Source organism: Dyella amyloliquefaciens (assembly GCF_004296575.1).
GTDB classification, from domain to species: domain Bacteria; phylum Pseudomonadota; class Gammaproteobacteria; order Xanthomonadales; family Rhodanobacteraceae; genus Dyella; species Dyella amyloliquefaciens.
The window spans coordinates 25,784-46,609 of sequence record NZ_SAYT01000004.1 but is presented as its reverse complement, the minus strand read 5'-3'; the positions used below and the strand labels follow the sequence as shown (position 1 = coordinate 46,609).

Annotated in this window: 20 protein-coding genes; 11 read left to right on the top strand and 9 right to left on the bottom strand. The window is 66.1% G+C overall.

What is annotated here, in order from left to right:
• The 3 genes from EPB08_RS10545 to EPB08_RS10535 form a co-directional block, all read right to left on the bottom strand.
• A complete protein-coding gene (locus tag EPB08_RS10545; protein WP_130619063.1) occupies nt 1-495 on the bottom strand; it encodes a MarR family transcriptional regulator in 495 nt (164 codons plus the stop codon).
• Between the two features lie 233 nt (nt 496-728).
• Nucleotides 729-1,157 carry a DUF4156 domain-containing protein gene (locus tag EPB08_RS10540; protein WP_130619062.1) on the bottom strand — a complete coding sequence of 143 codons (429 nt, stop codon included), beginning with the start codon at nt 1,155-1,157 and terminating at the stop codon, nt 729-731.
• A gap of 101 nt (nt 1,158-1,258) precedes the next feature.
• Nucleotides 1,259-4,132: a M16 family metallopeptidase gene (locus tag EPB08_RS10535; protein ID WP_130619061.1), complete on the bottom strand. Its 2,874-nt coding sequence runs from the start codon at nt 4,130-4,132 to the stop codon at nt 1,259-1,261.
• A 287-nt stretch (nt 4,133-4,419) separates the two neighbouring features.
• On the opposite strand from EPB08_RS10535, the gene EPB08_RS10530 reads away from it, so the two are divergent.
• The 8 genes from EPB08_RS10530 to EPB08_RS10495 all read left to right on the top strand — a co-directional run bounded on the left by EPB08_RS10530 (nt 4,420) and on the right by EPB08_RS10495 (nt 10,300).
• On the top strand, nt 4,420-4,623 hold the full coding sequence (locus tag EPB08_RS10530) for a hypothetical protein (protein WP_130619060.1): 204 nt from the start codon (nt 4,420-4,422) through the stop codon (nt 4,621-4,623).
• A gap of 52 nt (nt 4,624-4,675) precedes the next feature.
• The gene (gene trmL, locus EPB08_RS10525; RefSeq protein WP_130619059.1) at nt 4,676-5,140 is read left to right on the top strand and encodes a tRNA (uridine(34)/cytosine(34)/5-carboxymethylaminomethyluridine(34)-2'-O)-methyltransferase TrmL; all 465 of its coding nucleotides are present in this window, start codon (nt 4,676-4,678) and stop codon (nt 5,138-5,140) included.
• A 194-nt stretch (nt 5,141-5,334) separates the two neighbouring features.
• The gene (locus tag EPB08_RS10520) at nt 5,335-5,985 is read left to right on the top strand and encodes a ubiquinone biosynthesis accessory factor UbiJ (protein WP_130619058.1); all 651 of its coding nucleotides are present in this window, start codon (nt 5,335-5,337) and stop codon (nt 5,983-5,985) included.
• Nucleotides 5,986-5,993: 8 nt separating this feature from the next.
• Entirely contained in the window at nt 5,994-7,634 is a 1,641-nt protein-coding gene (gene ubiB, locus EPB08_RS10515; RefSeq protein WP_425598253.1) for a ubiquinone biosynthesis regulatory protein kinase UbiB, read from the top strand.
• Nucleotides 7,635-7,804: 170 nt separating this feature from the next.
• Nucleotides 7,805-8,506, top strand: a complete 702-nt coding sequence (locus EPB08_RS10510) for a pseudouridine synthase (RefSeq protein WP_130619057.1) — start codon at nt 7,805-7,807, stop codon at nt 8,504-8,506.
• A gap of 52 nt (nt 8,507-8,558) precedes the next feature.
• Entirely contained in the window at nt 8,559-8,981 is a 423-nt protein-coding gene (arfB, locus tag EPB08_RS10505) for an alternative ribosome rescue aminoacyl-tRNA hydrolase ArfB (protein ID WP_130619056.1), read from the top strand.
• The gene (locus EPB08_RS10500) at nt 8,978-9,568 is read left to right on the top strand and encodes a 1-acyl-sn-glycerol-3-phosphate acyltransferase (protein WP_130619055.1); all 591 of its coding nucleotides are present in this window, start codon (nt 8,978-8,980) and stop codon (nt 9,566-9,568) included. The genes arfB and EPB08_RS10500 overlap by 4 nt, the downstream gene beginning before the upstream one ends.
• Nucleotides 9,569-9,664: 96 nt before the next feature.
• The gene (locus EPB08_RS10495) at nt 9,665-10,300 is read left to right on the top strand and encodes a LysE family translocator (RefSeq protein ID WP_165418479.1); all 636 of its coding nucleotides are present in this window, start codon (nt 9,665-9,667) and stop codon (nt 10,298-10,300) included.
• 146 nt (nt 10,301-10,446) lie between these two features.
• Here the strand turns inward: EPB08_RS10495 and EPB08_RS10490 are convergent, their stop codons facing one another.
• Nucleotides 10,447-11,487 carry a LysR family transcriptional regulator gene (locus EPB08_RS10490; protein WP_130619053.1) on the bottom strand — a complete coding sequence of 347 codons (1,041 nt, stop codon included), beginning with the start codon at nt 11,485-11,487 and terminating at the stop codon, nt 10,447-10,449.
• 124 nt (nt 11,488-11,611) lie between these two features.
• Between EPB08_RS10490 and aceB the strand changes: the two genes are divergently transcribed.
• A complete protein-coding gene (aceB, locus tag EPB08_RS10485) occupies nt 11,612-13,210 on the top strand; it encodes a malate synthase A (protein WP_130619052.1) in 1,599 nt (532 codons plus the stop codon).
• A gap of 128 nt (nt 13,211-13,338) precedes the next feature.
• A complete protein-coding gene (gene aceA / locus EPB08_RS10480; protein ID WP_130619051.1) occupies nt 13,339-14,643 on the top strand; it encodes an isocitrate lyase in 1,305 nt (434 codons plus the stop codon).
• A 112-nt stretch (nt 14,644-14,755) separates the two neighbouring features.
• On the opposite strand, the gene EPB08_RS10475 is transcribed toward aceA, so the two are convergent.
• From EPB08_RS10475 to EPB08_RS10465, 3 genes are all read right to left on the bottom strand, one after another.
• Nucleotides 14,756-16,549, bottom strand: a complete 1,794-nt coding sequence (locus EPB08_RS10475; RefSeq protein WP_130619050.1) for a cation:proton antiporter — start codon at nt 16,547-16,549, stop codon at nt 14,756-14,758.
• A gap of 322 nt (nt 16,550-16,871) precedes the next feature.
• Nucleotides 16,872-18,371: a YifB family Mg chelatase-like AAA ATPase gene (locus tag EPB08_RS10470; protein ID WP_130619049.1), complete on the bottom strand. Its 1,500-nt coding sequence runs from the start codon at nt 18,369-18,371 to the stop codon at nt 16,872-16,874.
• 149 nt (nt 18,372-18,520) lie between these two features.
• Entirely contained in the window at nt 18,521-18,769 is a 249-nt protein-coding gene (locus EPB08_RS10465; protein WP_130619048.1) for an accessory factor UbiK family protein, read from the bottom strand.
• Between the two features lie 192 nt (nt 18,770-18,961).
• Between EPB08_RS10465 and glnK the strand changes: the two genes are divergently transcribed.
• Nucleotides 18,962-19,300, top strand: coding sequence for a P-II family nitrogen regulator (gene glnK / locus EPB08_RS10460; protein WP_130619047.1), 339 nt, complete (start codon nt 18,962-18,964; stop codon nt 19,298-19,300).
• A gap of 6 nt (nt 19,301-19,306) precedes the next feature.
• On the opposite strand, the gene EPB08_RS10455 is transcribed toward glnK, so the two are convergent.
• A complete protein-coding gene (locus EPB08_RS10455) occupies nt 19,307-19,831 on the bottom strand; it encodes a CcdC protein domain-containing protein (RefSeq protein WP_130619046.1) in 525 nt (174 codons plus the stop codon).
• 113 nt (nt 19,832-19,944) lie between these two features.
• Nucleotides 19,945-20,688, bottom strand: coding sequence for a 2,3-diphosphoglycerate-dependent phosphoglycerate mutase (gene gpmA, locus EPB08_RS10450; protein ID WP_130619045.1), 744 nt, complete (start codon nt 20,686-20,688; stop codon nt 19,945-19,947).
• Nucleotides 20,689-20,826: the final 138 nt, after the last annotated feature.

Below are 20,826 nucleotides of genomic sequence, written 5' to 3'. Positions count from 1 at the left end.
CTACGGCCGCTCCAGTTGCGCGAGGAATTTCTTGAGCAGGCGTTCCAGCTGCGCGGTCTCGCGCGGCTGCAGGTCGCCCATCTGCCGCTCGAGCAATGCGCACACGTCCGGCAGGAAGCCCTCGATCATGGCCACCCCGTCCGTCGTCAGCGTCAGCGCGATCTTGCGGCGATCCTCGTCGCTGGTGTTGCGCGCGATCAGCCCCTTCTCGCACAGCTCGTTGGTGAGCCGCGTGATGTTGGCCAGCTTCTCCCCTGCCGCATCCGCCAACTCGGTGGGATGCATGGTGTAGCCCTCCGTGCCGTACAACATCATCAGCAGGTTGTATTCCGGATGATTGATGCCGTAGGGCCGCAGCATGGCATTGGCGTCGTCATGCACGCGTTTGTAGATGTGCTTGATCAGGCGCACCAGCACGGCCGGGTCCCGCGGAAACGCAGGATGCCGTTGGCGAGTGATCGCCAATCGTTGTTCGGTGGGATGGAAGCTGCTCATGGCCGGGGGGCTAAATAGTACATATATGTAATATATACATGTGAATTTTAGGCCCGCACACGGTGGACGTGCAAGAGCGTCATACCGCGCGCGTGAAAAAGGCGCCACGAGGGCGCCTTTGGCGGGAATTTCGTACGCACCCGGGTGCGCGATCAGAACTTAAGGGGTCACCGCTCCCCCGGCGTGCGGCGCACCGGGTGCGCGCCCGCCGGTTGGTCGGGGCCGGCCAGGCCTCAGTTGCCCTTGACCGGGTACGTCTCGAACCCGCCAGGGGTGGTCTGCGGATTCGGTGCCGTCGCCGGATTGGCCGGGTTGCCTGCCGGGCGGCTGGCCGGTGCCAGCTGGGCGTTGCCGCACTGGTAGGCGCCCCACGGCTGCGAGCCGTCGGTCGGTTCGCTCAGCGGCTTGATGGTGTCGGCGTGCATCTTGGCCGCTTCGTTGCGCGCCATGACTTCCAGTTCGTCACGCACCTTGATGTCGTTGCGATTGACGGGACCGACGTGGTCCATCACCGACACGGTGACCTTGCCCAGGTCACGGCACGAAGACAGATCGCCGGTCCAGGCCGTGCGAACGCCCTTGCCGGCATCGTCCAGCGTGATGCCGTAGGTGCAGGCGCCGAGCAACGCGATGGGAACGAGCAACAACAGGGTCTTGCGCATGGATGACTCCGCGACATGAAAAAAGAAGAAGCCGGGCAGTCTCCCGCCCGGCCTCCATCCTAACCCGGGGACGTGAACCAGTCCCCCTATGCCATCAACGCTTACTTGGACGGCACCGGCTTGCCATCACCATCGATCACCTGGATCTCGCCCAGCTTGAGCGCACGCACCGGCTGTTCGATCTTCTTGAGATCGCCCACGATCACCCAGGTCAACGCGGACGGCTTGATGATCTCCTTCAGCGCCTGCTCCGCATCGGACTGGCTGATCGCTTCGGTACGGGCCTTGAGCGTCTGCACGTAGTCATCCGCGCGGCCGTACTGCACGATCTCGGTCAACGCGCCCAGCACTTCCGAACTGGTCTCGAAGCTGCCCGGCAAGCCGCGGACGTTGGAGTCCTTGATCTTGTCGACCTCCTGCTCGGTCAGCGGACGCGCGCCCACCACGGCCGTGGCTTCCTTGAACACCTCGTTCGCGGACTCGGCGGTCTTGTCGGTCTGCACCGGTGCGTACATCAGGAACGGACGCTGGCCGACCGCATCGCGCATGAAGCTGAAGGCGCCATACGCCCAACGCTTGTCCTCGCGCAGGTTCATGTTGAGACGCGAGGTGAAACTGCCGCCGAACGCGCCGTTGGCCACGTCGATCGCCAGCTCGTTCGGCGCCTTGCTCGACGGGGCGAGCAGGCCGGCGAGGATCAGCGACTGCGGTGCATCCGGCTTGTCGATCAGGAACACGCGCGGCTTGGGCTGCGCCGCCACGGTGGCGATGTTCTTCTTCGGCACGGCGCTGGTGGGTGCCTTCCAGTCGCCGAACGCGGCTTCGAGCTGCGGAATGATCTGCTGCAGCGTGGTGTCGCCGGCGACGAGGATCTTCACGTTGTCCGGGCGCAGCCAGTCACGCTGGAACGCCGCGAGATCGGACGCCTGCATCGACTTGATCGCCGCTTCCGTGCCCGACCCGGTGAACGGGATGCCGTACGCATGGTTGGCGCCGTAGATCAGCGGCGGCAGCGTGCGCAACGCGAGTGCCGTGGGCTGCGTCTTCTCCTGCGCGATGCCGGCCAGCCACTGGCCGCGAACGCGCTCGATGTCCTCGCTCTTGAAGGCGGGGTTGCGCACGATGTCGGCGAACAGCGCCAGCGACGGCTGCAGCTGGTCGTTCAACGCATTGAGCGCTGCCGAGCACGCGTCGAGACCGCAACCGATGCGCGTGATCGCGCCGAGGCGCTGCTTGCGCTTGGCCACTTCCACCGAATCGAGATCCTTGGTGCTCTCGTTCATCAGCGTGGTGGTGAAGCTGGCGGTGCCGAGCTTGTGGCCCTGGTCGGCAGCGTAGCCCGCATTGAACAGCAGTTGCACGTGCGTGACCGGCACGGTATGACGCTGTGCCAGCACCACCTCGATGCCGTTCTTCAGCTTGCCGCGCTCCAGCGCCGGGAAGCTCAGGTCCGGGAACGTGGCGACCTTGGGCACGCCCTGGCTGCGATCGACCTGGCTCTTGGCGACGCTGAAGTCCTGCTTGGCGGGCATCTTCGGCGTCGGCTTGCCCTCGACCGGGCCAAGCGCGGCCACCTTGGCGTCTTCCTGTTCGCCATTGAAGTCGTCGCCGGCGGGCAACACGGTCAGCAGGTAGTCGCCGTGGCTCAGCCACTTGTCGGAAGCGGCCTTGACGCTGGCCTGCGTGGCGGCATCGGCGCGCTGCAGATCCTTCTTGTAGGCGCCCGGATCACCGCGATACACCTGACCCTCGGCCAGGATCACTGCCTTGCCGCCGAAACCGCCGACTTTCTCCAGCCCGCGCACGAAGCCCGCGCGGTTGCCGATCTTGGCGCGCTCGAGTTCGTCGGCGTTGGGACCGTCGGCAAGGAATTTCTTCAGCTCATCGTTGATCGCCGCTTCGACCTTGGCCGGATCCACGCCGTCCTTCACGTCGGCCTGGATCTGGAACTGGCTGGCGAGTGCGAACGGCGAAATGCTCGCCGACACGTCATCGACCAGCTTGTCCTGGTAGACGAGGCGCTGATACAGGCGCGAAGTCTTGCCGCCACCGAGCACGGTGGAGGCGAGGTCGAGCTGGATCGCATCGTCCGTGCCCAGCTGCGGCACCACCCAGGTGCGATAGATGCGCGGCTGCGCCACGTGGTCGTGCTGGATGCCACGCGTGGACTTGGTGAGCGGCGTGATCCACGCCTGCTGGCGCGGCACCGGCGGACCGGCCGGAATGTCACCGAAATACTTCTCGGCCTTGGCCTTGGCTTCCGCGACGGTGATGTCGCCGGCCAGCACCAGCGTGGTGTTGGCAGCGCCGTAGTAGTCGTGGAACCACTGCTTCACGTCGCCGAGCGAGGCGGCATTGAGGTCGGCCATCGAGCCGATGGTGTCGTGCTGGTAGGGATGGTTGCCCGGATAGGTGTTGGACAGGATGTTCTGGTCCACGCGGCCGTACGGACGGTTCTCGCCCTGGCGCTTCTCGTTCTGCACCACGCCGCGCTGGGTGTCGAGCTCCTTCTGGCCGATCGCGCCCAGCAGGTGGCCCATGCGATCCGATTCCATCCACAGCGCCATGTCGAGCGCGGTGGTCGGCACCGTCTCGAAATAGTTGGTGCGGTCGAACCAGGTGGTGCCGTTCATGTCGGTGGCGCCGGCCAGCTCGAACGGCTGGAAGTAGGTGCCCTTGTGGTTCTCCGAGCCCGAGAACATCAGGTGCTCGAACAGATGCGCGAAGCCTGTCTTGCCCTTGGGCTCGTCGGCCGAACCCACGTGGTACCAGATGCTCACGGCCACCACGGGCGCCTTGTGGTCCTCGTGAACCACCACGGTGAGGCCATTGGGCAGGGTGAAGCGGGTGTAGGCGATGTCGGGGACGGCGGTGGCGGCGGATTCCACCGCGGCATTGGGCGCAGCGACCGCCGGCAGACCGACCGAGACGCTGAGTAGTCCTGCGACGAGCAGGGCGAGGGGCTTTCTTGCCATCACGACACTCCTGATTGTTTCGGCTTATGAACGCCGGAGGCTAGCCACGCCTCCGGGGCTTTGGCAAATGACCAATGGCAGGGGTTTTAGTGCCCGGACCGTTGTCCGGATGACTGTCCGTCCGGCTGTCCGGCTGCGCCCGGTCGCTGTCCGCGGACAGCCAACGTGCGTTTGGAGCTTCAGACAATTTTCAACAAAGACAGTCACTTGAAGGTGAAATCCGGGTTGGCACGGGGCTTGCCATATCCACAGTGCAGGACTCACCCACTTTCATCGGAGACATGATCATGAAATTCGAAGCCTTGATGCTGCGCAGCCTGTTCGTTGCTTGCCTGCTGGTTTGTGGACTCGTGTTGGGTGCCATGGTGAACGCTTCGCCGGACGCCATCCGTATCGCCGCTGCCGGCAGCGCCGGTCAGCTGATCGCTACCCCGGTTGCCTGTGCATTGCCGCCGGACGGCGTGGTCTGCCCCCGCACCAACAACGGCTGAGCAAGGACGCTCACCGTTTGGCGGGTCGCGGGAGAGACCTGATAATGCCGGGATGCTGCATGTCATCCTTTACCGACCGGAAATACCCCCCAACACTGGCAACGCGATCAGGTTGTGCGCCAATACGGGCGCCACGCTGCACCTGATCCGGCCCTTGGGGTTCGAGCTGGACGATGCCCGCCTGCGCCGAGCAGGCCTGGATTACCACGAATATGCGCAACTGGCCGTGCACGACGACCTCGCCAGTTGCCTCGAGGGCATCGGCCAGCCACGCGTCTTCGCATTCTCCACCCGAGGGCGCGTCGCCCATGTCGATGCGCGCTTCGCCGAAGGCGATGCCCTGCTGTTCGGCTGCGAGACCGCCGGCCTGCCCGGCGAGGTGCTCGACGCCATCCCCGAGGAACAACGCCTGCGCCTGCCGATGCGGCCGAACAGCCGCAGCCTGAATCTCTCCAACACCGTCGCCATTGCCGTGTACGAGGCTTGGCGGCAGCTGGGTTTCATCGGCGCGGCCTGATCGCCCCCCCTGTAGGAGCGCACCCAGTGCGCGATAAGCCGACGGAGCGGTGACGCGGGCGCGTGATGTTCCCCGCACAGCGTTTCATGGGCTCGTCCCGGAACCGTGATCGCGCACTGGGTGCGCTCCTACAAAGGGCGCATGCAAGGGCCCAACACGGGTGGCCCGCCACCCTCACCCGCTACAATCGCGGCATGACCACCTCTCCTGGCTCCCTGCTGCCCCGTCCTTTGCGCGCCCTTGCCGGCCGTGCGCTGGAAACCGCGCTCAACCACACGCTCTCGCTCGACCCCGAAACAGTCGCACGTCTGTCCGCGCTGGATGGCCGCAGCGTGCAACTGCACCTGCGCGGTCCGGAGCTCGCGCTGTCGGTGACGGTCGACGGTGATCGCCTCAGGGTCGGCCCGGCCAAGGACGACAGCCATCTGCGCGTCGCCGCCACGCCGGGCAGCCTGCTGGGCATGCTGGTGAAGCGCGATGACGAAGGCGTGGCCCCCGGCAAAGTGGACATTGCCGGCGATGCCGACCTCGCGCGTCGCCTGGAGAAGCTCGCGAACAAGTTCGCGCCGGATTTCGAGGAAGCCTTCGCCCGCACCTTCGGCGACGTGCTGGGCGTGCCGCTGGCCAAGGCCGTGCGCAACGGCCTCGCGCATGCCAAGGAAACGGCCAGCCACCTCACCACCGATACCGCCGACTGGCTGCGCGACGAAATCCGCGTCGCCGCCGTACCGGGCGAAGTGGAAGGCTTCCTTGATGGCGTGGACGAATTGCGCGAGCGCAGCGAGCGCCTGGAAGCGCGCCTTGCCCGCCTCGAGCAGCGCCTGAAGAAAGGACCCGCCGCGTGACGACACCCCTGAAGGTCGTACCGCGCGTGATGCGCGTCGCCTCCGTGCTGCTCGCCTACCGACTGGATGAACTGGTCGACGCCGCCCACCTGTTCCGCCCGCTCAAGCTGGTGCGGCCGCTGGTGGCGAAGCCACGCGTGAACGTGGACGGCCTTTCGCGCGGCGCACGCCTGCGCCTGGCGCTCACCGACCTGGGCCCCATCTTCGTGAAGGCCGGCCAAGTGCTGTCCACGCGCCGCGACCTGGTGCCGGCCGACATCGCCGACGAACTCGCGCAGCTGCAGGACCAGGTGCCGCCGTTTTCCGGTGCCCAGGCGCGCACCATCGTCGAGCAGGAACTGAAGGCACCGATCACCACGCTGTACGCCGCCTTCGACGAAACACCGCTCGCCTCCGCCTCCATCGCACAGGTGCATGCCGCCACGCTGCACGATGGCAGCGCCGCGGTGGTGAAGGTGCTGCGCCCGGGTATCGACAAGCAGATCGAGCGCGACATCAAGCTGCTGCGCTCGCTGGGTGAACTGGCCCATCGCTGGCATCCCAACGCCGACAAGATCCGCCCGCTCGACGTGGTGGCCGAAGTCGAGAAGATGCTGGAGAACGAGCTGGACCTGCAGCGCGAAGGCGCCAGCGCCAGCCTGCTGCGGCGCAATTTTGAAAGCGGCGTGGACATGTACGTGCCGGCCGTGCACTGGGACCTCACCGCCGCGCGCGTGCTGACGCTGGAGCGCGTCTACGGCGTGAGCTGCGACGACATCGCCGCGCTGGATGCCGCAGGCGTGGATCGCAAGGCGCTCGCCGTGAAGGGCGTGCGCCTGTTCTACGAACAGGTGTTCCGCGACAACTTCTTCCACGCCGACGCGCACCCGGGCAACATCTGGGTAGACACCGCGCGCCCCGGCGAGCCCCGCTTCATTGCGCTGGATTTCGGCATCATGGGTTCGCTGCCGGAAGAGGACCAGTACTGGCTGGCGCAGAATTTCATCGCGCTGTTCGAGCGCGACTACGCGCGCATCGCGCAGCTTCACGTCGATGCCGGCTGGATGCCTTCCACCGTGCGCCTGGACGAACTCACCGCTGCGGTGCGTACGGTGTGCGAGCCGTATTTCACCCGCCCGCTGTCGCAGATCTCACTGGCGGAACTGGTGGTCAAGCTGTTCCAGACCGCGCGACGCTACGAGCTCACGCTGCAGCCGCAGCTGATCCTGCTGCAGAAGACCCTGCTCAACATCGAAGGCGTGGGCCGCATGCTCGATCCGCAGATCGACATCTGGGCGGTGGCGCACCCGGTGCTCAAGCGCATCCTGCGCGAACGCTACAGCCCGCTGCGCACGCTGCGCGAGATGCGCCGTCGGCTGCCCGAATGGTTCCATGCCGCGCCGCAGTTCCCCGAGCTGATGCGCGACGCGCTGCGCCAGGTGGCCAAGGGCGAACGCCAGCACATTGCCGACCCGCGCGAGCTGGCGCAACGACGAGAGGAGGCCCTGGGTGCCCGCCGCTCGTTGGCCTTTGGACTGCTGGGCGGCAGCCTGCTGATCGCCAGTGCGGTGTTGTGGACACAGGCGGCCGAACAGGGCATCTGGCACGTGGTCGCCACGGGCGTCGCCGGTCTTTTTGCGTTCGCCGCAGGCTGGCCGCGCCGCTCGTAACCCCTCACCGTCATCCCTGCGAATGCAGGGATCCAGTGACTTTCCACCGCGCGGCACATTTCGATAGACACTGGATTCCTGCTTGACCAGCCTACGGCTGTTGAAAAGCGCCTCGCAGGAAGGCCGGTCTTGATGAAGGCCCGGCCAGAACGTAACCACCCTGGTTTCCCATGCTCGACATCCTCTACCAAGACGACGCCCTCATCGCGGTCAACAAGCCCGCCGGCCTCGCCGTGCACCGCTCCAAGATGGTGGGCAACGCCGAGGAGTTCCTGATCGACGTGCTGCGCGAACAGGTGGGCGGCATCACCTACCTCGCCCATCGCCTGGACCGCGCCACCAGCGGCGTGCTGCTCGTGGCCCGGTCGTCCGAGATCGCGGCCGCGCTGGGCGAGCAGTTCATGGGTCGCGACGTGCACAAGCAGTACCTCGCCGTCGTGCGCGGCTGGCCGGATCCGGAAGCGGCGGACATCGACTATCCCCTGCCCGGCTCGCGCGAAACCGGTCCGCGCCGAGATGCGCGCACCTCGTACCAGCGCCTCGCCACGATCGAGGTGCCCATCGCGCTGGGCCGCTATCCGCAGCAGCGCTACGCCCTGGTGCTGGCCGAGCCGCATACTGGCCGCTTCCGCCAGATCCGCAAGCACATGGCGCACATCCATCACCCGATCATTGGCGACTGCCAGCACGGTCGCGGCGACCACAATCGTCTGTACAAGCAGTACTTCAGCTGCCACCGCATGCTGCTGCACGCATGGCGGCTGAGCTTCGCCCATCCGGTCACCGGCAGCCCGATGCGCATCGAGGCACCGCTGGACGCGGCCTATCTCAACCTGCTCGAGCGCTTCGGCTGGTCATTGCCCAGCACGTGATGCGGCGGCGCGCCATGGCGGCGCATCGTGTGCGCCCGCTAAACTCCGCAACATGCTCACCGTCAGCCGTTCCATCGTTCTGCCAGAGACCGAGCTGACCGAGCGCTTCCTGCGTGCCGACGGTCCCGGTGGGCAGCACGTCAATCGCACCGAAAGCGCCGTCGAACTGCGCTTCGACGTGGCGCGCTCGCCTTCCCTGCCCGACCCGGTGCGCGAGCGCCTGCTCGCCCGTCGCGATCGTCGTCTCACCGACGATGGCGTGCTGGTGATCCAGGCACGCCGCTTCCGGGACCAGGTCCGCAATCGCGAGGACGCACGCGAACGGCTGGTCGAAGTCATTCGCGGCGCGCTCATCGTTCCCAAGGCACGGATCGCCACCAAACCCACCCGTGGCTCGAAAGAGCGCCGCCTCGCCGGCAAGCAGCAGCGAGGCAAGATCAAGCAAACGCGTTCGCGTGACTGGAGTCGTGAATGAGTACCCGGATGCTGCCATCCGCCCCGTCTGAAGCCCCCAAGCTCAACAGCCGTTTCTGGCCCTGGCTGGCGCGCGTGCTGCTGCGCCTGAGTGGCTGGCGCCTGCTGGGCGAACTGCCCAACGAGCCCAAGCTCATCCTGATCGGCGCCCCGCATTCGTCCTATTGGGACGGCTATTACGGCCTGCTGATGAAGATCGGCCTGGGCGTGGACATCAACATCATCATCAAGCGCGAAGTGCTCGAGGGACCGCTGGGCATCATCCTGCGCCCCATCGGCATGATCGGCATCAACCGCAGCGCCGCACTCAACGTGGTCGGCCAGATGGTGAAGCGCTTCGACGAGAAGGGCCGCATGTGGCTGGGCATCACGCCCGAAGGCACGCGCAAGAAGGTGAAGCACTGGAAGTCGGGCTTCCTGCGCATCGCGCACGAGGCCAATGTGCCCATCCAGACGCTTTTTATCGACTACCCGACCAAGACCTTCACCTTCGGTCCGGTCGTACGCGCCACCGGCGACCACGACGCCGACATGACGCGTATCCGCGCGCTGTTCGCGCCCTATCGCGGCAAGCATCGCAACGCTTGATTTGGTGCGGTCGTCCATGACCGCGAAGATCAAGAAGCAGCCATCCATGGCTGCACTTCTCAAGGAGTGCAGTCATTCACTTGTGAGGATATCCCTGTGAACGCGCTAGGCATCCAGCACTTCGACGCGTTCCTGCTCGCCTGCATCGCGCTGAACCTGACGCCGGGGCTCGATACCTTCTATATCCTCACCCGCAGCGGCCGCGAAGGCCGCGCGGTAGGCGCTGCGGCAGCGCTGGGCATCAACGCCGGCTGCATCGTGCACACGCTTGCCGCCGTGCTGGGCATCTCGGCGATCCTGATGACCTCGGCGCTCGCTTTCAGCGTGCTCAAGTACCTCGGCGCGGCATACCTGGTCTGGATCGGCCTGCGGATGCTGCTGACACGCGGCGGCGCGCGCCAGCCCACGGTGACGCGCGGCAAGGGCCTGGGCGCTGCATTCCGCCAAGGCATGCTCACCAACGTGCTCAATCCCAAGGTGGCGCTGTTCTTCCTCGCCTTCTTGCCGCAGTTCGTGTCGATGCAGGCAGCCCATCCGCAGCTCGGCCTGCTGGTGCTCGGCCTGAGTTTCATCGGCACCGGCCTGGTCTGGTCGACGGTGCTCGCGCTGCTGGGCGGGCACATCCATCACCTGCTCAATACGCGCCCGCGTTTTGGCCATTGGATGGATCGTGTGTGCGGCACCGTGCTGCTGGGCTTTGGCGTGAAGCTCGCGCTGCAGCGGCAGGGCTGAATTGTTCTGACGCCCACTGTAGGAGCGCACCCAGTGCGCGACCGCGGCACAACAACCCGCGCCATTTGCCGGCTTTCGCAGCACGAACATCAAGGCCAGCCCATGCGCTTATCGCGCACTGGGTGCGCTCCTACAGATGCCTCTGGTCAGCGCTCGGAATGTCCGGACTCGTCGTAATCGCGATGGGTCAGCAAGCCCGGCCGCACCAGATCCACGAACGCCCGCGCCTCCGCGCTGAGGAACTTGCCCTTGCGCATCACCACGCCATAGCTGCGCTGCGGGAAATACTGCTTCATGTTTCGGACGGCCAAACGCGAACGGTCCGCGTCGGTGATGCAGATGCCAGTGACGATGGAAATGCCCAGCCCCATCGCCACGTACTCCTTGATCACATCCCAGCCGCCGACTTCGATCGCTACGCGATACGGTACCTGGCGCTGCTGGAACACCAGGTCCACCAATCGATAGGTGGAAAGCCGCTGCGGCGGCAGGATCAGGCCATAGGGCGAGAGGTCCTGCAGCGTCAGCGCGTCCTTCGACGCCAGCGGATGATCCAGCGGCGTGATCAGCATGGGGTCGTAGTGATGGACCGGCGCCCACGCGATGTCGTTGGGCACGTCCAGCATCGAGCCCACCGCGAAATCCGCCTCGTCGGCACGCAGCAGCGCCAGGCCGTCCTTGCCGGTGACGTTGGCCAGTTGCAGTTGCACCTCGGGGAACTGCTCGCGATAGCGGCGCACCAAGTCGGGCAGCAGGTACTGGATGGTCGAGGTGCCTGCCGCGATGGTCAGCCGCCCGCCCTGCAGGCCCTTCACCTTGGCCTGGAAGTCGCGGTCCAGGTTTTCCCAGCCCTCGACTAGCGGACGCGCCAGCTCGTACAGCGCTTCACCGGCGTCGGTGAGGTTGATGCGGCGGCGGCGGCGCTCCAGCAGCTTCATGCCCAGCTCCCGCTCCAGTGCCTGCAGCTGCAGGCTCACCGTGGGCTGAGACAGAAACAAGGCTTCCGCAGCGCGGGTCAGCGTGCCCAGCTTCACGGTGTACACGAAGGCCCGCATCTGCTTCTGGCGATTGCCCTTGTAGTAGTAGCGGCCCGTTCCGGCCGCTTCCTCACCCTCGCCTTTTCGGCCCTTTGAAGGGCCGACACGCGCTTTTTTCGGCTTGTTCAGCCGTTTTTCGGTCGTTTTCATGCCTTTCAATTCAGCCATTTGCAATACCTATTAAGAATCACGATACCAAAAATTGAAACATTTGCTTTGTCAAAGCAAATCTCCGTGACCTAGTGTCATCCCATCGTCATCACGGAGATCGGTCATGGCAGTCCCCAAGGAACGCATCACCCTTTCGCCGGCCCAGGTTCGCGGCAGCACCGGGCCGGAGCACGACGCCATCCTCACCCCGGAGGCCCTTGTCTTCCTGGCTGGGCTCCATCGCCAGTTCGACGGCTGCCGCCGGGTGCTGCTGGCCGCCCGCCACGCCCGGCAGGCCCATTTCGACGCCGGCGAGCTGCCCGACTTCCGCGCCGACACCGTGGCCATCCGCGAGGGCAACTGGACCGTCGCCCCGATCCCGGCCGCCCTGCGCGACCGCCGCGTGGAAATCACCGGCCCGGTCGAGCGCAAGATGATCATCAATGCGCTGAACTCCGGCGCGAAGGTGTTCATGGCCGACTTCGAGGATTCCTCGGCACCCACCTTCGCCAATCAGATCGACGGCCAGATCAACCTGCGCGATGCGGTGGACGGCTCGATCGACTACACCTCGCCGGAAGGCAAGCACTACCGGGTCAACGACAATCCCGCCGTGCTGATCGTGCGTCCGCGCGGCTGGCACCTGCCGGAACGCCACATCACCGTTGACGGAGAGCCGATGTCGGGCGCGCTGGTGGACTTCGGCCTGTTCGCCTTCCACAACGCGCACAAGCTCCAGGCCCGTGACCGCGGTCCGTACTTCTACCTGCCCAAGCTGCAGACGATGGAAGAGGCCGCGCTGTGGGACGAAGTAATGGCCGCCACCGAAGCCGCGCTCGATCTGCCGCCGGAGTCCATGAAGGTCACCGTGCTGATCGAGACGCTGCCGGCCGTGTTCCAGATGCACGAGATCCTGCACGCACTGTGCGGTCGCGTGGTCGGCCTCAACTGCGGGCGGTGGGACTACATCTTTTCCTACCTGAAGACCTTTCGTGCCCATCGCGACCGCCTGCTGCCGGACCGTGGCCAGGTGCTGATGACGGTGCCGTTCCTGAAGACCTATTCGGAACTGCTGATCCAGACCTGCCATCGCCGTGGCGCCTTCGCCATGGGCGGCATGGCCGCCCAGATTCCGATCAAGGGCGACGAGGCCGCGAACGACGCCGCGCTGGCCAAGGTGCGCGCCGACAAGCTGCGCGAGGTGCAGGCCGGCCACGACGGCACCTGGGTCGCCCACCCGGCGCTGGTGCCGGTGGCCCAGGAAATCTTCGACAAGTACATGCCTTCGCCGAACCAGCTCAACGTGGTGCGCGCCGACGTCGAAGTGGCACGCGACCAGCTGATCGCACCGTGCAGCGGCACCATCACGCGCGCCGGCTTCGACAACAACGTGGAAGTGGCACTGCGCTACACCGCCTCGTGGCTGGACGGGCAGGGCTGCGTGCCGATCCATCACCTGATGGAGGACGCCGCCACCGCCGAGATCGCGCGCGCACAGCTGTGGCAGTGGCTGCACCTGGGGCCGCTGGAATTCACCGACCACGCGCCGATCGACTTCGCGCTGTTCGACCACGCGCTGACCAAGCACACGCATCGCCTGATCGAAGGCAACGGTCCCTACGCGCATCGCGCCGAACAGGCCGCCGTCTTGCTCAGGCAGCTCACCCACGCCGATGAACTCGGCGACTTCCTCACCCTTGCCGCCTACGAACAGCTCGCCTGATCGCAAGCCAAGCCCTGTGGGAGCGCACCCTGTGCGCGACAACCTGACGAAGCGCAACACCGCAGCGCCGCGGTCGCGCACAAGGTGCGCTCCCACATTTCCATGCACGTTGGTTACGGAGTCACGTCATGAAGAACATGCTGCCCACCGCCGAACAGATCGCGCTCGACTGGAAGAACAACACCCGCTGGAGCGGCATCCAACGCAACTACAGCGCCGAGGACGTCGCCCGCCTGCGCGGCACCGTGCAGGTGGAACACACGCTCGCTCGCCGCGGCGCCGAGCGCCTGTGGAAGTCGCTGCAGAAGGAAGAGTTCGTTAATGCGCTCGGCGCGCTCACCGGCAACCAGGCCATGCAGCAGGTGAAGGCCGGCCTGCAGGCGATCTATCTCAGCGGCTGGCAGGTGGCCGCCGATGCGAACCTCGCCGGCGAGATGTATCCCGACCAGTCGCTGTACCCGGCCAACTCGGTGCCGTCGGTGGTCAAGCGCATCAACAACACGCTGCTGCGCGCGGACCAGCTGCACCACGCCGAAGGCCAGGACGGCACCGACTGGATGGTGCCGATCGTGGCCGACGCGGAAGCCGGCTTCGGCGGCGTGCTCAACGCGTTCGAACTGATGAAGGCGATGATCGAAGCAGGCGCCGCCGGCGTGCACTTCGAGGACCAGCTGGCTTCGGTGAAGAAGTGCGGCCACATGGGCGGCAAGGTGCTGGTGCCGACGCGCGAAGCTGTAGACAAGCTAAACGCCGCGCGCCTCGCCGCCGACGTGCTCGGCGTGCCGACGCTGATCGTGGCGCGCACCGATGCGGATGCAGCGGACCTGCTCACCTCCGATATCGACGACAACGACAAGCCGTTCATCACCGGCGAACGTACCGTGGAAGGCTTCTTCCGTGTGCGTCCCGGTATCGATCAGGCCATCAGCCGCGGCCTGGCCTACGCGCCGTATGCCGATCTCGTGTGGTGCGAGACCAGCAAGCCGAACCTGGAGGAAGCTCGCAAATTTGCCGAAGCGATTCACACGAAGTACCCCGGCAAGTTGCTGGCCTACAACTGCTCGCCGAGCTTCAACTGGAAGAAGAACCTCGACGACGCCACCATCGCGAAATTCCAGAAGGAACTGGGCGCGATGGGCTACAAGTTCCAGTTCATCACCCTGGCCGGCTTCCACAGCCTCAACTACGGCATGTTCGACCTCGCATACGGGTATGCTCGCCGTCAGATGAGTGCGTTCGTGGAGCTGCAGGAGAAGGAGTTCGCCGCCGCCGAGCGGGGCTTCACTGCGGTGAAGCACCAGCGCGAGGTCGGCACGGGCTACTTCGATTCCGTGACCCAGGCCATCCAGCAAGGCCAGTCGTCCACCACCGCGCTCAAGGGTTCCACCGAGGAGGCCCAGTTCCACGCCTCCCGCCAGGCCAGTGCGGCCTGATGCGGTGATTCCCGTCGCGTGAGCCGGCAAGGATGCTGGCGCGTGCGCGGGGAGCGCGGCCCTGTCCTGCGCTTCCTGCGCGCGCCGCGCAGGGAAGCTGCGCCCAGCAACGTCACGGGCGCAGTTGTTGCGGCGGTACCAATGCGGTGACCAGCCAGCCCGGCCGCGGTTCCAGCTCGCGTTTCACCGAGGCGATCCGCAACGCACCTTTTTCCTCGACGCCGAACAACAGGACCGTGTTCGAGCCGTACTGCTCGATGAAATGCGGCCAGTCGAACGTCGTCGTCAATCGCGTCGACTTGATCGCCCAGCCTTCGGCCAGGCGCTCCTCGAATCGCTCGTGCGTCATCCCCGGCTCGAACAAAGCCGGCGCCAGCAGGTGGCCGCCGAGTTGCGTCCGTTCGTGCTCCTGGTGGGTCGCTTCGTTGAGCAGGCGATAGACCCGGCCGCGTCCGAACTCCTGGCGGTAGTACACGCAGGCGAGCGCGTTGCGCTCGCGATTGGCGGACATCGCCAGCAGGCGCCCGATGCCGGACAGGTCGAGATGGCGCTCGGCATACGTCGTCGCCGGGTGGCCATAGAAGGTGTTCAAGCCTTCCATGCGCGCGAGGCGGATGCCTTGCCATTGCTCATCGGCGACGATAACGCGAAATCCCGCGTCGACCAGCGCACGCGCGATCTGGCGCGCCGGTGCATCCGCGCCATAGATGAGCACGCCGGTCGGATCGGGTTCGGCCACTTTCAGCCAGCGCGCCAGGGGCCGCGCCGTCGCGCTCTGCAGCAGCACCGTGCCGATGATCAGCAGGAATACCAGCGGCACCAGCTGTTTGGCGCCCGGCAAACCCAACTCGTCCAGGCGCAACGCAAATACCGCGGAGGCCGCGGCGGCCACGATGCCGCGCGGCGCCACCCATCCAATCAACGCGCGCTCGCGCCAGCTCAACGTGCTGCCCGCTGTCGCGATGGCCACGGTGACTGGACGCACCACCAGCTGTGCCGCGATAAAAATCGCCACGCCGGAACCAAGCACGCCGCCCGGCAACGGCCAGGTCAGCCGCGCCGCCAGCAGGATGAAGAGACTGGAGACCAGCAGGGTGGTGAGGTTTTCCTTGAAGTCCAGGATGTCGTCGATATGCACGTCGCGCATGTTGCCCAGCACGATGCCCATCACCGTCACCGTCAGCAGGCCCGACTCGTGCGTGACGGCATTGGACAGCGAGAACGCCAGCAGCACCGTCACCAGCGCACCGTAGTTCTGCAGGTACTCGGGAATCATCTGACGACGCAGGAAGAACGCCAGCAGCCAGGCCGCCAACAGGCCGACGACGGTGCCACTGGCGAGCACCGCCAGGAACACGCCGATGGTGCGGCCTTCCTGATGGGAGGCGATTGCCTCGAACACCAGCACGGCGAACAGCGCGCCGAGCGGATCGATCATGATGCCTTCCCAGCGCAAGGTGTTGGCGATGCGGGCATTGGGACGCACGGTGCGCAACATGGGCGCGATCACGGTAGGCCCGGTGACGCAGGTCAGCGCACCGAACAACAGCGCCACCTGCCAGCTCAGGCCTGCGAAATACTTCGCGGCAATCGCCAGCAGGAACACGGCGATCACCGCTCCATAGGTCACCAGGCCACGCACTACGCGGCCAATCTCACGCAGTTCGTTGAAGCGCAGGGTCAGGCTGCCTTCGAACAGGATCAGCGACACCGCCAGCGACACGATCGGAAACAGCAGCGGTCCCAGGAGCCGGTCCGGCTGCAGGGCGCCGATCACTGGCCCCATCACGAGGCCAGCCAGCAGCAGGAACAGGATCGCCGGTAGGCGGATCCGCCAGGCCAGCCATTGGGCGAGAAAGCCGATGCCCAGCATGCCCACCAGCAGCAATCCCAGGTCAGCCGTCATGCACGATCCTTCGAGCGCCTACGACAGCGCTATCGGAGCACGCCCGCAACACCGGCGTCCACCGCTCAAGACTCATCAGGGGGAAGGAAGAAGGGCCAAACCCCGGTATCGGACGGGGGGAGGGGGAGGGAGTACCGATACCGGGGGTGGCAGGCTGAGTTCAATTGCGAACTAGCGGGTACAGATAATACGCCCAGGTCTCGGCAAGTCAATACCCGTCAGTTCAAAAATTACGCAAACAGCAGCAATCCCCGATGGGAGCTTGCCCTGTGCGCGATTGCTCGCGCCGCTTCACCGCCCCGGAGTGAGCCCGGAGTGAGCCTCAAAACCGGCGATAGGTCAGCGCTTCAGCCAGATGCGAGCGGTCCAGCAAGGCCGCGCCACCGTCCAGGTCGGCGATCGTGCGCGCCACCCGCAGCGTCCGGTGATAGGCCCGCGCCGATAGCCCCATGCGCTCCAGCGCCGCGTCGAACCAGCGACGCTCTGCCGGCCCCAGGGCACAGTCACGCTCCAGTTCGCGCGTGCTGATTTCGGCGTTCGGCCGGCCGGCACGCATCAGCGCATGCTGCCGCGCCCTCACGACCCGCGCGCGCACCGTCGCCGAATCCTCGTCGTTCGCACCACGGGGCGCGCCCAGATCGCCCAACGGCACGCGTGCGACCTGCACGCCAAGGTCGATGCGATCCAGCAGAGGCCCGGAAATGCGCGCCCGGTATCGCTGCACCTGGTCGGGCGTGCACTGGCACGAATGACGGGGGTCGCCCGCATAGCCGCATGGGCAGGGATTCATGGCCGCCACCAGCTGGAATTGGGCGGGAAAGGTGGACTGCCGCGCGGCGCGCGATACAACGATGTGGCCCGATTCCATGGGTTCGCGCAGCACATCGAGCACGTGCCTGCCGAACTCCGGAAGCTCATCAAGGAAGAGAACGCCGTTGTGCGCCAGCGAGATCTCCCCGGGTCGGGGCATCGCGCCGCCACCCACCAGCGCCACGGCGGAGGCGGTGTGGTGCGGCGCGCGGAACGGGCGACGACGCCAGTGCTGGGGATCCACGTTTTGTCCCGCCACCGACAGCACGGCGCAGGTTTCCAGCGCCTCGGATTCGGTCAGCGGCGGAAGAATGCCGGGCAAGCGCTCCGCCAGCATGGTCTTGCCGGTTCCCGGCGGGCCGGACAGCAGCAGGTGGTGTCCGCCCGTGGCAGCGATCTCCAGCGCGCGGCGCGCCTGCAACTGGCCGCGCACGTCGGCCAGATCCGGCCCGACACCATCGCTGGACGGCGGCGGCGGATCCGAGGGCAGGCCCAGGTCCTGGGCGCCACGCAGCCAGCCACACACCTCGGCCAGCGTATCGGCGACCAGCACGTCGGCATCGGAAACCAGGGCGGCTTCCGCCGCATTGGCACGAGGCACCACGACCCGGCGCCCCCGTGCCCGCGCCCGCAACAGGGCGGGCAGCACGCCCGACACGCCACGCAGCGCGCCGGACAGCGCCAGCTCGCCAAGGAACTCACAGTCGTCCAGTTTCTCCCGCGGTACCTGGCCTCCAGCGGCCAAGATACCCAGCGCGATGGCCAGGTCGAAGCGACCGCCGTCCTTGGGCAGCTCCGCTGGCGCCAGGTTCACGGTGACCTTGCGGTTGGGATATTCGAAGGAGGTGTTCTGGATGGCGACGCGTACGCGGTCGCGCGCTTCGCGCACGGCGGCTTCGGGCAATCCCACGATATTCGTGCCGGGGAGTCCACCGGAAAGGTGGACTTCGACCATCACTTGGGGCGCAGCCACGCCTTCCTGGGCACGGCTCAGCGTGACGGCAAGACTCATGGAGTACGGGTATCGGAGGGGCTGCCAGGTTGCGACACAGAGCGATTCCCTCGCGCAGCCAGCGGTGAAAACAGCCGCCCCCGACCGTTCTCGGGGTGAGGGTGACAGATCGGGGGCGGCTCCCGGGACGTGGGCCGCGCTATGCCCGATCAGGTGCCAGCGCTGGCCTCGAGTTCTGCGATTCGCTTCTCCAGTGCCTCGACCTTGGCGCGCGTGCGCGCCAGAACCTGGCTCTGGACTTCAAACTCCTCGCGGGTGACTAGGTCAAGGCGGCGCAATCCCTGCGCCAGAACATCGCCGAAGTTGGTGCGCAAATCCTGGTGCGCCTGAGCCAATCCTGATGGAACCAACGAAACAAGACGCTGGGCAAGTTGATCGATGTCCTGCCTATCCATCATGGATAGCACCTCGAGCTCGTCGGGAGAAAGTGTAGATTCATGTCTTTAAACGCCACCATCGGCCTGCTCCACTACATTTTGTAGGCATTGTCCTACACGGCACCCACCCAGGCGACAGTTAGGGGCCGGACAGGCAAAATGCCACGCCATGGCCCCGGTGCCGGACCACCCACGATTTTTGAGGAAGACCCCATGAAGCTGGTCGTAGCGATCATCAAGCCGTTCAAGCTGGACGATGTCCGCGAGGCCCTGGCCGAGGTGGGCGTCCAGGGCATCACGGTGACCGAGGTGAAGGGCTTCGGCCGCCAGAAGGGTCATACCGAGCTCTATCGTGGGGCGGAGTACGTGGTCGACTTCCTACCCAAGATCAAGCTGGAGGTGGCGGTGGCCGAGGACCAGGTGGACCGCGTGGTGGAGGCCATCCAGCAGTCGGCCCGCACCGGCAAGATCGGCGACGGCAAGATCTTCGTCAGCCCGCTGGAGCAGGTGATCCGCATCCGCACCGGCGAGCTGGACAACGACGCACTCTGAGCCGTCTTACGCCACGGCCGGCTGCGTGCGTTCGAAGCGCCGGTGATGCACGAGCAGACCGGTGAAATAGCAGATGTAGTAGCCGATGATCAGGCCGAAGATGGCCAGCGTGAGCGGGCTATTGCCGAAGGTCGGCGCCGAATGCGTCATGGCCGGATCTTGCATCTGCGGCATCAGCACCATGAACCGCCACGCCAGGCGACCCACCAGCAGCACGGTGAGGATGCCGCCGATCCAGGCGTTGGGAATGTAGAGGTCGTTGCCGCTGGCATCACGCTCGAAACGGGTCAGCCGCAGACCGACCGTGCCGAGCGCCACGCCAACCAGCACGCCGCCCAGCAGGCCTTCCAGGAGGCGGACGTTGTGCATGCCGCCCAGCGCGATCAGGCCACCGATCAGGGTGAAGAAGGTGATGCGGCCGATCATCCGCTTGCGACGGACGGGCTGTCGCCCGAAGCTGCCACGCACACGGCGCCAGATGCCGAAGGCCATCAGCGGAATCATCAACGCGTAGATCATGTTCGGGGTCATGCCGGCATCTCGCTTTGGGATGCCGGGAGCTTATCGACTCGTCCCCGCGCCGACGACTGACGCGACGCAGCCATCGCGGATGACGCCTGTCACCCGCGCTGGTCCAGGGCGGCTTACTTCGCCTTGCCCTGGTTGGCCACGGCGGCCATCTTCGCGGCGATCGCGTCGGCGTCGCCCAGGTAATAGTGGCGGATCGGCTTGAGGTCCGCGTCGAACTCGTACACCAGCGGCACCCCGTTGGGGATGTTGAGTTCGACGATGGCTTCCTCGGACATGTTGTCCAGATACTTCACCAGCGCACGCAGCGAGTTGCCGTGCGCGGCCACCACCACGCGCTGGCCGGAGCGGATCGCCGGCGCCAGCACGTCATGCCAATACGGCAGCACGCGGTCGACCGTGTCCTTGAGGCACTCGGTATCCGGAATCATCGACGGGTCGAGGTTCGCATAGCGCGGATCGCTCACCGACTCGTTGCTGGCACGGTCGAGCGGCGGCGGCGGGATGTCGTAGCTGCGGCGCCAGACCTTCACCTGGTCCTCGCCGTACTTGGCCGCCGTCTCGGCCTTGTTGAGGCCGGTCAGGCCGCCGTAGTGGCGCTCGTTGAGGCGCCAGTCGGTGACGACCGGGAGCCACATCTGGTCCATCGCATCCAGCACGCCCCACAACGTGCGCACGGCGCGCTTGAGCACGGAGGTGTGGGCGACGTCGAAGGCGTAGCCCTCGGCCTTGAGCAGGCGGCCCGCCTCGGCGGCTTCGGCCTGGCCCTGTTCGGTGAGGTCCACGTCAGCCCAGCCGCTGAAGCGGTTGTCGAGGTTCCACTGGGACTGGCCGTGACGGATGAGTACGAGCTTGTACATGGCGGGGATTCGCGGCGGAAACCCCGAATGGTGAGGCTGCACCCGGGGCGCGTCAAATCGGCGGCCCCTGTCGAAGGTCATGCTAAACCCCGGGGCGGGCAGGCGCATCCTAGGGGGGTCAACACCCTCATGGAGCTC